The following is an 11,829-nucleotide window of genomic DNA, read 5'->3' as shown; positions in this document are numbered from 1 at the left end:
ACATTTTACATGCTCTACGAGAAAATATAAAATGTAGATTTAATAAAAAAAGATGCTTGTATATAAGCACCTTTTTTCACTCTATCTCCATCAACCTTTTCGCCTCAAAATACAACACTTGAATAAATTTCTTCGTATTAATTCGTATATGGCCAGAAGTTGCTACTTCATCCTTTGTCATTTCTGTCATTCGTTTTCTAACTACAGTGAAATCAAAAAATTTCGGAGCATAGCTTTCAAATTTCGGATTTGAAAAGTCTGTTAATCCAAGGGAAGCTAAGTGATTTAACGATTGATAAATCGCTCTACGTACCCTTTGTTCAGATGCTTTTCTCTCCTTATCTATATCTGCATCTGAAGCTATATTCTCTAATTTTCTTATAGTTATATGGTGAAAGATATCTTTTAGCGCAGGAAATCCAAATTCAAACGTTTGCTCTTTTTCTTGTCCATATAAATATTCCAACATACTAAGTAAATCTTTACTTCCATTCTCTCCCGCAATACCGAGTTCTGATAATAAATAGCGCCCTGAATCTGTTATTCTTTTTCCTTCCTGCATTGGCTCATTTCGAACTTGCGGCTGTTCCCACTTAAAAACGTTATTCAATGATTTTTGAATATCATGTATAGAGCGCTCTAAACGAATACGTTCCATTACTTTACGTACAACAGATACAACCTCAATTTTATTTAATGGTTTCGTAATATAATATTCAACACCAAGTGTATACGCCTCACCAATAAGCTGTTTCGATTCAACTTGAGAAATCATGATGATTTTCCCTGAAAAAGAGGATGCAATATGGCGAACTGTTTCAATCCCATCTCGCATTGGCATTAATAAATCAATAAATAAAATATCTACTTTTTTAAAATTTAGTTGATCTGCTTCAATAAAAGCTCCATCTTCCGACTCTCCAATTACTTCCCCAAGATCGCCATCTTCAATAATTTGTGAAAGCATGGAGCGGAAAACTTCATCATCATCTACGATATAATAAAACAACTTCATTCTCCTTCCCGCTTTAAACTGCACTCCGGTAAACAAACGACAAACTTACACCCTTCACCAGTTTCCAGGTCTTCCAATCTTACTTCTCCTCCGAGCTCTGTTACCATTTCGTTTATGTAAGAAAGTCCAATTCCTGTTGATGGTGTTCCCGTTTGATCATACTTTGAAGTAAATCCAGGCTTAAATACTAATTTCTTATATTTTTGTGCAATACCAGGTCCATCATCAATTACTTCAAAGAATGTATGTTTATCAAGTTTATATAACTTAATAATAATAACGCCATTATCCGCAATTGCTTCAACTGCATTTGCAACTAAATTATTAAAAATTGATAAGACCGTATACACATGATATTCTGCATGCTCACCTTCTATATGTTTAGAAAAACGTATATCTTTTCCCAACATTTCAGCGTACTTCTCATTTATTCTCACAATCATTTCCGCAAGCTCATGTCCTTCTACATACTCAGCCACATTTTTATCTAATAACAGTTTAGATAACCCTGCAAAAATCCTTTGATTATCCTTTTTTATTTCATGTACTTCTCCCGCTATTTTCAATGCTGTTTTACTACTCGAATCATCGTTCGCTTTTAAATTCCGATATAATTGATACGCTGTTTGTGTAATTAACTCCGCATTTTGTAACGTTTTTTTCAAATGAACAGATTCCACATATAAGTTAGAAAGATGCAGCAACATTTTTTCATTTTCTTTTCGCACTTGTGATTCTTTTAATTTTGTTTCATACAAGTTCATCATATTTAAAAAACCAAGCGCAAAGAAACTACGAAAAATAGCAATAATAATTAGTTTATTCACTTCAGAAACTGTTATCGTTGTCCCCAGCACTAACATATGATAAAACGCAAGTTCAGACATACTTGCGATAATTTCAATTGTAATTCCAAGACATCCTATCACAATTGGCTTCTGATGAAACTTATTCACCCTACAAAGCGAAAAAAGACTTCCATATATAAAATAATAAAAGAACACAGGATAACGCAAATAAAATGATTCTGTCATATGGAATGAACCTTGCAATACCCAGTCAAGACATACACGAAATAAGACTACAGATATACCTACAAGAATACCTGCAGCTGCTGCTGGCACTCTTCTTAAAAATAGTAATAAAAAGAAGAAAAGCGGTGTCCCGAAACTAACACGAAACATATCATTAAAAGGATGAAAATTCAGCTCTCCAGCAATCGGAACAACAACCATTAATATAATTAAAAGATACATATCTTTCTTCCATAATTGATTCCAATTCAAAGGTGCCACTTCCTATGCTTTTTTTCAATTGTAAAAGTGAAAGCCCGCTTATAATTATAAACGGGCTTTATTTCTATATTCTAACCTTTTCTACCGCTTTTATTTGGCGATACTCCGGTTCCCATATTGCTTCTTTTACTGCAATCTTAATATCGTCATCACTTAAGTTCTCTCTAGCAACACCTTCTGCAACTGCAACTTTCGCTACTTCAATCGCAACCAGTTCAGAGATATTACGTAATTCTTCAACTTCTGGCAAAATAGGCGCTCCTGGCTGACTTGTATCTACCATACTTGCAACTGCTTCTGCTGCTGCTGCGAACATTCCATCCGTCATGACGCTTGCACGAACAACAATTGTACCAAGACCTAGTCCTGGGAAAATAAGTGCGTTATTTGACTGTCCAATCACATACGTTACACCGTTATATGTAACCGGTTCAAACGGACTTCCTGTTGCAACTAATGCTTTTCCTTCTGTCCACTCGATTAAATCTGCTGGTTTCGCTTCAGCAAGTGGCGTTGGATTCGACATTGGTAAAATGATTGGTCTTTCTACGTGAGAAGCCATTTCTTTAATAATTTCCTCTTTAAATGCGCCTGCAACAGTAGATGTACCAATTAAAATTGTCGGTTTTACATGTTTCACAACTTCAGCAAGTCCGATAGCATCATTTTGTTTCCAATCACTTACTTCAGCTTCTTTTCTTGCATATGGAATTTGGAAATCAAGAAGATCTTCCATATTATCTGTAACCAACCCATTACGGTCAATACACCAGAAACGATTATGTGATTCTTCGTCTGATAAGCCGACACGAACCATTGCATCTCTTACTTGATCTGCGATACCGATTCCAGCCGTACCAGCACCAAACACAACTACACGGTGTTCACTTAACGGTACACCAGAAGCTTTTACTGCCGATAATACAGCAGCAAGTGAAACTGCCCCTGTACCTTGAATATCATCATTAAATGTACAAACGTCATGACGATATTTATCTAAAATTTTTCGTGCATTTCGAGAACTGAAGTCTTCCCAATGTAGAAGTGCTTTCGGGAATTGTTTATTTACCGCTTGAACAAACGTATCAATAAATTCATCGTAAGCTTCACCTATTATACGAGGGTGACGATTTCCAATATAAAATGGATTGTTTAATAATTCCTCACGATTTGTACCTACATCTAAAATTACCGGTAATACACGGCTAGGATCGATTCCAACTGCGGCCGTATATACAGCCAATTTCCCGATTGCGATGTTAATTCCACCAACACCCCAATCACCAATTCCTAATATACCTTCTCCATCCGTTACAACGACTAAATCAATGTTTTCAGCTGTTGCACCGATATTTGCAAATGCATCTTCAATACCTGATGGATCGTTAATTGATAAATAAATGCCACGTGGTTTACGGTATTCATGACTATATCTTTGAATTGCTACACCTACAGTTGGTGTATATACAATCGGTAACATTTCACGTAAATGCTCTGTTAAAATACGATAAAATAACACTTCATTTCGATCATGTAACGCTGTTAAGTATACATTCTTTAATAAATCATCCGGCTGAGAACTAAATTGTTCATACGCTCGGCGTGCTTGTTCTTCTAACGTTAAAACCGCTGGCGGTAATAACCCTTTTAAACCTAACTCTTCTCTTTCCTCTTGTGTGAAAGCTACCCCTTTATTTAAAAGTGGTGTTGATAATACTTCTGCTCCTCTTAATGTTGTTTCTAATGCACCATTAGAAGCCACTGTAAACTTACTCATAACATCCCTACCTCTATTCATATATAGCATTTCTATATTGTAAACAAAAAAGAGGGGATTGTCCCCCTCTTCTTTTAATTTTTCTTTAAAAGAGTTGCTCCTGCAATCCCTGGGTGTGTCATTTCGAATGGATCTAGAATTAACTCTAATTCTTCTTGTGACAATACACCATTTTTCACACATAGTTCTCGAACGGATTGCCCTGTCGCAATTGCTTCTTTCGCAACGCGAGCTGCTGCTTCATAGCCGATATGAGGGTTCACGGCTGTAATAATTCCTACACTCTTCTCAACGTACTCTTTTAAGCGATCTTCATTCGCTTCAATTCCTTTTAAGCAATTATCTGTAAAGGCACGGAAACCGTTATTCATAATGCTAATAGATTGAAGTAAGTTGAAAACAAGTACTGGTTCCATAACATTTAATTCTAATTGTCCTGCTTCTGAAGCAAGGCAAATTGTATGGTCGTTACCAATTACTTGGAACGCAATTTGATTAATTACTTCTGGCATAACAGGGTTTACTTTCCCTGGCATAATAGATGAACCTGGTTGACGAGCTGGTAGCATAATTTCCGCTAATCCAACGCGTGGACCTGATGCCATTAGACGAAGGTCGTTCGCAATTTTAGACATGTTCATCATACATACTTTAAGTGCTGCAGATACTTCAGTGTACGCATCCGTATTTTGAGTTGCATCTACTAAATCTTCTGCACCAACAAGTGGTAGTTCACTAATTGTAGCTAAATGTTTTACAACTGCTTCAATATATTCTGGATCTGCATTTAAGCCTGTACCAACTGCAGTTGCTCCCATATTTACTTCATATAAATGTTGACGTGATTGCTTGATACGTTTCATGTCACGTTCAAGTACGCGGGAGTATGCTTTAAATTCTTGTCCAAGACGAATTGGCACAGCATCTTGTAAATGTGTACGACCCATTTTAATAACATGATCGAACTGTTCTGCTTTTAATTCAAATACATCATGCATATAACCCATTGTTTGTAATAAGCCTTCTAATGCATTTAATGTTGCAATATGAATCGCTGTTGGGAATGCATCGTTTGTTGATTGTGCCATATTTACATGACTGTTTGGACTAATATAATCATAGTCTCCCTTTTCCATTCCTAATAATTCAAGGGCACGATTGGCAATGACTTCATTTGCGTTCATATTCATTGAAGTTCCTGCACCACCTTGAATTGGATCAACGATGAAATAATCATGCCATTTCCCCTCAAGGATTTCTTGTGATGCTTCTGCGATAGCACCACCCTTTTTCAATTCCAATCTTCCTACATCTGCATTAGCAAGTGCTGCCGCTTTTTTAACAATTGCTAACGCTTTAATTAAACCTTCATGGACTTTGTATCCTGTAATCGGGAAATTCTCTACTGCACGCATTGTTTGTACACCGTAGTACGCATAATTTGGTACTTCTTTTTCACCTAAAAAATCTTTTTCAATTCGTACTCCATTTTTAACTTCAGTTAATGTTGCCATGATTACTCACTCCTTAACAATCTCTTACGCTGCTTTTGTTTGTTTGACCGTTTTTACATATTGTTTTGCTTTCTCATCATCGAATTCGCCTTCCCACTTCGACATAACAATGGCAGCTAATGCATTTCCTAATACATTGACAGCTGAGCGAATCATATCTAAAATGCGGTCAATTCCCGCAATTAATGCGATGCCTTCTAGCGGTAAGCCCATTGATCCTAACGTCGCTAATACAACAACGAATGATGCACCCGGAACTCCCGCCATACCTTTGGATGTTAACATGAGAACGAATAATAGCGTTATTTGCTCCGTCAGTGACATGTGTACACCGTACATTTGTGCAACAAACAATGCCGCTAACGCTTGATAAATAGCTGATCCAGTCAAGTTAAATGTATAACCTGTCGGAATTACGAAAGAGGCAACTGCCTTTGGACAACCGAACTCTTCCATTTTTCTCATTATATTAGGTAAAACAGCTTCTGAACTTGCTGTCGTAAATGAAAGAATAAGTTCTTCTTTTAAAATTTTCATTAATGTAAAAATATTTACTCCAACCATTCGCGCATTAATACCTAATACAATCACAACGAATAGTATAACAGTTACGTATACAGCTAGCACTAGTTTTCCTAAAGGAAGTAGTGTTGCTACACCAAATTTTGCAACCGTAACAGCAATTAATGCGAACACACCAAATGGTGCGAATTTCATCACTTGATTTGTAACCCAGAACATCGCTTCGAGCACACCTTCAAAGAAGTTAAAAACAGGCTTTCCTTTTTCTCCGATTGCTGCAACTCCTAAACCGAATAGTACTGAGAAGAATATAATCGGTAATAAGTCACCTTGTGTAATAGACTCAAATATATTTTTCGGTACAATATGAACAATCGTTTCTGCAAAGCCTTTCTTCTCTGTTGCATCTGCTGTTTGTTTATAAGAAGAAATATCACTTTGCTGTAAATTACTCATATCAACGCCAGTACCTGGTTGGAATATATTTGCTGCAAGTAATCCCATTAAAATAGCAATCGTCGTAATAATTTCGAAATAAAGAATTGTCTTACCGCCCAGTTTCCCAAGCTTTTTCATATCCCCTACACCAGCTACCGCAACAATTAATGCTGAAATAACAATTGGTACTACAATCATCTTAATTAAGTGAATAAATATATCCCCAATTGGTGTGATATAAGAAATCGCCGTTTTATTGCTATAAAAGACTGCCCCTACTACAATCCCTAAAACAAGCGCGACAAAAATTTGTGTTGCCAATCCGAATTTTTTCATTTATGTTCATCCCCTTTATGCGAACGCTTTCATTTCGTATTTATAAAAGCTTACTCACACATCATATAGGCGAACCTACAAAATCATACAAAAACCTACAAGTTCGTCACAAAAAATTCGAATTTTTTTCTTATAATATTCATTGACACTTTTTTATAAAAAAGAAATAAAATAACCTTGATAAAACATCAGATTATTTCGTATAATCTAAAAGATATACGTATTCTAAATAAATGGGGATGAAAAGGAGTGGATGTTATGAAAAATCACGTGAAGAAGTTCATCATATCTATTTCTTTTCTATTTCATTTTCTTACGAAGGAACAAAGGCATTCGCCTTTGTTCCTTTTTTATTGCAATCTATATAGGGGGAATTGTTATGAAACCATATAAACGCGTCCTAATTAAACTAAGTGGCGGCGCACTTGCTGATCAATCTGGAAATAGCTTTAACTCCAAACGATTAGAACATATCGCAAACGAAATAATATCCATTATTGACCTAGATATCGAAGTATCCATTGTCATCGGCGGCGGTAACATTTTCAGAGGTCATCTAGCTGAAGAATGGGGAATTGATCGTGTAGAAGCTGATAATATCGGTACGCTAGGTACGATTATTAACAGCTTAATGCTTCGCGGCGTTTTAACAAGTAAAACAGATAGAGAAGTACGCGTTATGACTTCCATCCCTTTTAATGCAGTAGCTGAACCATATATTCGCCTACGTGCAGTACATCATTTAGATAACGGTTATGTTGTCATATTCGGTGGTGGTAACGGGCAACCATTCGTTACGACAGATTACCCAAGTGTACAAAGAGCCATTGAAATGAATAGCGACGCCATTTTAGTCGCAAAACAAGGAGTAGACGGTGTCTTTACAAGTGATCCGAAACATAACAAATCAGCGAAAATGTACAGTAAACTGAACTATAACGATATTGTTAGGCAAAACATACAAGTAATGGATCAAGCAGCTTTATTGCTTGCTCGAGATTATAATTTACCGGCACACGTCTTTAACTTTGATGAGCCTGGTGTTATGAAAAGAATTTGTTTAGGTGAACATGTTGGGACGTTGATTAATGATGATGTTTCGATGCTTGTGCATGAAAAATAGTATTTTCCATTAACAAAGGGAGCTTTTACAGATCATCTTCTTTAGTGAAGTGCTTTAAGTGACCATAATGTTGATAGAACAAACTTAAATAAAGTGAAACTTTAATCAGTGGAGGTTTTGTCCATCCCCACTGATTATTAGCCTTCTCCAATCGGGCTTTTACGAGCATTTGATCTCCCACCTAACTTCTTTGCTTTAGCCGAATTTTGAGGTGGGAATCTTACCGCTCGTTAATGTAGGATAAATAGTCCCCTACTTTGTATAACAAGGGGACTTAAGTTTTTATCGTAAACTTATCAAGGCCCTTTATAATTTTAGAATTTCTTTATGAGAGCTCTTCTGAATCCCACACTTCAATAAATTCAAAACCTTTTAAATCACTTTGTTCAATAAGAACCTTCAATTCATCTGAAATAAAAACAGCCGTGGGATGAATTTTCCCATTTATATAAACCTTAAAAATCATCTCATTTTGAACAGTATTACTATCAAATGCGAATTTTTCGCATCCTATTATTAAACCTGTAATCAGTTTTTTAAAGATTGCTTTATCTCCATCAATTGCATCTAGTACATTCAACACATGGACCAAGTAATATAGCTCACTAGTTGAATCGCGTAAAAGTGGTAAGAATTCAACATTATCACCTATTAAAGGTTCAAGCACTTGCTTGGCTTTTTCACTAATCATTGGTGCACCAGTTCCTCCCCAAAATTTAGGGAAATCACTATGAATATCTCCTTCAATACACTCTATATATATATTTCCCCATGAATTTGCTAAATGAGTTATTGAATTTATTTTTCCATCAATGTATTTTTTATGGTCTTCCTCAAAATTTAACAACTGGAAAGATTCATAGTTATCTAATACACTCTTTAATACCCATATTTTCATGCTTATTCCCCTTAACTATTCTTTTATCTTCTAAAGTAAAATAGAATATTACGTAACAAAAAATCGTTTACTACTATTTACTTTGTGATTCTAAAATATATCTTGAATATGAATTACTATACTTATTCATAATAAAAAGCTTATACAAGTGCATAAGCTTTTTATTTTTTACTCTCTTAGATATGGGTTCCCATTAATAATCTAATTAAATTAGATTTCTTTACGCACCCTCTTCTGAATCCCACACTTCAGTAAATTGAAAACCTTTTAATTCACTCTCTAAAATTGCATTTTTGAATTGATCTGATACTAAAAGTTAGTTAGGATGTACCTTCCCATTTATATTCAATTTAAAAATTGGTTCATCCTGGACAACATAAGGAATAAATACAAATTTTTTACACCCTATTATTAAACCTGAACTTAACTTATCAAAGATTGTTTTATTAGTATCAAGTGCTTCCAACACCCTTAAAACATGCATAGCATAGTATTGTTTATTTGTTTGTTTATGAATTAATGGTAAAAATTCAACATTATCTCCTACTATAGATTCTAAAACATTCTTGGCTTTTTCACTAATTATTTGTACACCAGACTTCCCCCAAAAAATAGGGGAATCGCTTGACTTTCCTTCATCTGTTACCTCAATAAACTTAGGCGTCCATGAATCTGACAAACTCACCATAGAATTAAAACTAGTTTTAAAATATTTTTTATCCTCTTCATAGTTTAATAATTGAAAGGCTTCATAATTATCAGTCGAGCTTTTTAATTGCCAAATCTTCATATATATTCTCCTTTATTATTACCATTTATTTATATAGTTATTTCTTGGGTTCATTTAATCGTAAATTACCTTCTAATAAATCTCTTCTTATTCCATGTAACACTGTTTGGGTTCACATTCCTTATTTAATTCTTGTAAAAAATAAAAAACAAACTAACCTTTAAAATGTTAGTTCGTTTTTAATAAATCATTAAATTAATATCAGGTAATCAAAAATGAATTTCAAATTATATTTAACATTAATTATTTTTATCCATTGGTATTGTATTTAGTGCTAAACCAACAGACCCTAATTTTTCAATTAATTTTTTTACTTTACCATATGGAGCTCCTTTTACTAATGTAAAAGGAAGGTTTTTCGATCCTTTTAATAGTTCCCCTGTTGAAATATCAAGTGCTAGTACACTTTTTATCTTTACTAAATCTTTTAATCCTCCATTAGGAATTTCTATTAACACTATATTACACGTATCAGGGATTTCTTCTTTTATTTTCTGTATTTTTTGATTCAAACACCCCGTATTTATCCACTCAATAAAATCTAATGTAACTACAGTGGCATGATTTGGATTCATATCACCAGAATCAACAGCCCTTACTTCTCGTACATCTGCACCTTGCGACATTAAAAATACATTGCCACTACCATCATCACCAATAGCAACATAACCATTTGCATATTCTGTTACTTCCCAAGTCTCATTTCGTTCTATAATATCATCAGTACCATAAATTATTAATCCTCCACCTATAGAAAAACCATTTGTATATTTCAATAAATCTTTATGTACATTTGGTAATTCAACTTTCATTACATCTTCTATTTCTTGAATTTCAATGTCATTTGCTGGCTTGTTTTTTATTAAACCAGAAACATTAGGTGAATTTATCACTTTTTTAACCCCCCCCCAAACTATCAAAATATTTACAAGTATCTACCGATACTTTTCTTGCAGTTTTCTGATCAACTCCTGCCTCAATCATTTCTCTATAGCTTACATTAAATTCATAATTTATTTCAGTATCATATCCTTCAAGCCTTCTTCGCTTTCTTTGCATAGCGGAAATTTTCGCATGAGGTAAACCAGAACTTGATGGTAAAAGTATTGTTTGTGCTTTCTTTTCGGTATAATCAAACCCACCCTTAATAGCCCATTCATTTTGTATAGGATGATGTGATTGTATTCGATTATCAGCAGCTATATTTTTATGTCCTGGAGCGCAATCACCACTTACTTTGCAACCTCAAAATATATATTTAATATTGATTAGTATGCCTTTTTATACATAACCATAATAAAAAGCTTATGCAAATACATAAGCTTCTTCTATTTTATTTATTACTCTCTTAGGTATTAATTAACATCATTAATCTGATGTGATTTTATTAAATTTCTTTACGAAAGCTCTTCTGAATCCCATATTTCAATAAATTCAAAACCTTTTAAATCACTTTGTTCAATAAGAACCTTCAATTCATCTGAAATAAAAACAGCCGTGGGATGAATTTTCCCATTTATATAAACCTTAAAAATCATCTCATTTTGAACAGTATTACTATCAAATGCGAATTTTTCGCATCCTATTATTAAACCTGTAATCAGTTTTTTAAAAATTGCTTTATCACTATCAATTGCATCTAGTACATTCAACACATGGACCAAGTAATATAGCTCACTAGTTGAATCGCGTAAAAGTGGTAAGAATTCAACATTATCGCCTATTGAAGGTTCTAATAATGCTTTTGCTTTTTCACTAACCATTAGGGCACCAATTTCTCCCCAGAAGTGTGGAAAATCACTGGCCTTTCCTCCTTCTAAACATTCAATAGGTAACTTTCTCCATGAATCTATTAGTTTTATTGTAGAGTTAAACTTCCCTTCAAAAAACTTTTTATCTTCTTTATAATTTAATAATTGAAAAGACTTATAGTTATCAGAGGAACTTCTCAATTCCCATATCTTCATAGTGATTCTCCTTTACTACTGAGTAATATGTTGTTGTTTCTGAACCTTCACTTATTCATAATAAAAAGCTTATGCAAATACATAAGCTTCTTATATTATATTTATTACTCTCTTAGGTATGAATTTACATCAATAATCTAATTTTATTATATCT

The 11,829-nt window shown here is 34.1% G+C and carries 10 protein-coding genes and 1 pseudogene; 1 reads left to right on the top strand and 10 read right to left on the bottom strand.

The annotated features are described in order from the left end of the window. Positions 1-76 precede the first annotated feature (76 nt). The 5 genes from NSS97_RS09255 to NSS97_RS09235 form a co-directional block, all read right to left on the bottom strand. Positions 77-1,009, bottom strand: coding sequence for a DNA-binding domain-containing protein (locus NSS97_RS09255; RefSeq protein ID WP_107887713.1), 933 nt, complete (start codon positions 1,007-1,009; stop codon positions 77-79). Positions 1,010-1,011: 2 nt separating this feature from the next. Then, positions 1,012-2,310, bottom strand: coding sequence for an ATP-binding protein (locus NSS97_RS09250; protein WP_107887714.1), 1,299 nt, complete (start codon positions 2,308-2,310; stop codon positions 1,012-1,014). A gap of 64 nt (positions 2,311-2,374) precedes the next feature. Continuing rightward, on the bottom strand, positions 2,375-4,087 hold the full coding sequence (gene malS, locus NSS97_RS09245) for an oxaloacetate-decarboxylating malate dehydrogenase (protein WP_341112281.1): 1,713 nt from the start codon (positions 4,085-4,087) through the stop codon (positions 2,375-2,377). Between the two features lie 74 nt (positions 4,088-4,161). Continuing rightward, the gene (gene aspA / locus NSS97_RS09240) at positions 4,162-5,601 is read right to left on the bottom strand and encodes an aspartate ammonia-lyase (RefSeq protein ID WP_341112279.1); all 1,440 of its coding nucleotides are present in this window, start codon (positions 5,599-5,601) and stop codon (positions 4,162-4,164) included. Between the two features lie 24 nt (positions 5,602-5,625). Next, positions 5,626-6,897 (bottom strand): cation:dicarboxylate symporter family transporter, encoded by a 1,272-nt coding sequence (locus tag NSS97_RS09235; protein ID WP_341112278.1) that lies wholly within the window; start codon positions 6,895-6,897, stop codon positions 5,626-5,628. 379 nt (positions 6,898-7,276) lie between these two features. Between NSS97_RS09235 and pyrH the strand changes: the two genes are divergently transcribed. After that, positions 7,277-8,020, top strand: coding sequence for a UMP kinase (gene pyrH, locus NSS97_RS09230; protein WP_002012233.1), 744 nt, complete (start codon positions 7,277-7,279; stop codon positions 8,018-8,020). 325 nt (positions 8,021-8,345) lie between these two features. Here the strand turns inward: pyrH and NSS97_RS09225 are convergent, their stop codons facing one another. The 5 genes and pseudogenes from NSS97_RS09225 to NSS97_RS09205 all read right to left on the bottom strand — a co-directional run bounded on the left by NSS97_RS09225 (position 8,346) and on the right by NSS97_RS09205 (position 11,675). Further along, complete coding sequence (locus NSS97_RS09225; RefSeq protein WP_107887716.1) at positions 8,346-8,918, bottom strand: imm11 family protein; 573 nt, start codon at positions 8,916-8,918, stop codon at positions 8,346-8,348. A 220-nt stretch (positions 8,919-9,138) separates the two neighbouring features. Beyond that, positions 9,139-9,708 (bottom strand): annotated as a pseudogene (locus NSS97_RS09220) (imm11 family protein). A 239-nt stretch (positions 9,709-9,947) separates the two neighbouring features. Beyond that, complete coding sequence (locus tag NSS97_RS09215; RefSeq protein WP_107887717.1) at positions 9,948-10,601, bottom strand: SMI1/KNR4 family protein; 654 nt, start codon at positions 10,599-10,601, stop codon at positions 9,948-9,950. A 4-nt stretch (positions 10,602-10,605) separates the two neighbouring features. Continuing rightward, on the bottom strand, positions 10,606-10,857 hold the full coding sequence (locus NSS97_RS09210) for a hypothetical protein (RefSeq protein WP_341114613.1): 252 nt from the start codon (positions 10,855-10,857) through the stop codon (positions 10,606-10,608). Between the two features lie 248 nt (positions 10,858-11,105). Continuing rightward, positions 11,106-11,675 (bottom strand): imm11 family protein, encoded by a 570-nt coding sequence (locus NSS97_RS09205; protein WP_107887718.1) that lies wholly within the window; start codon positions 11,673-11,675, stop codon positions 11,106-11,108. Positions 11,676-11,829: the final 154 nt, after the last annotated feature.

Source organism: Bacillus sp. FSL R12-0074 (genome assembly GCF_038005725.1).
Taxonomy (GTDB): domain Bacteria; phylum Bacillota; class Bacilli; order Bacillales; family Bacillaceae_G; genus Bacillus_A; species Bacillus_A mycoides.
This window is presented reverse-complemented; position numbering and strand designations above follow the sequence as displayed.

Excerpts from the sequence above, each read along its gene's own strand:
- malS (WP_341112281.1), bottom strand. The coding sequence starts at position 4,087 with ATGAGTAAGTTTACAGTGGCTTCTAATGGTGCATTAGAAACAACATTA.
- aspA (WP_341112279.1), bottom strand. The coding sequence starts at position 5,601 with ATGGCAACATTAACTGAAGTTAAAAATGGAGTACGAATTGAAAAAGAT.
- NSS97_RS09235 (WP_341112278.1), bottom strand. The coding sequence starts at position 6,897 with ATGAAAAAATTCGGATTGGCAACACAAATTTTTGTCGCGCTTGTTTTA.
- pyrH (WP_002012233.1), top strand. The coding sequence starts at position 7,277 with ATGAAACCATATAAACGCGTCCTAATTAAACTAAGTGGCGGCGCACTT.
- NSS97_RS09225 (WP_107887716.1), bottom strand. The coding sequence starts at position 8,918 with ATGAAAATATGGGTATTAAAGAGTGTATTAGATAACTATGAATCTTTC.
- NSS97_RS09205 (WP_107887718.1), bottom strand. The coding sequence starts at position 11,675 with ATGAAGATATGGGAATTGAGAAGTTCCTCTGATAACTATAAGTCTTTT.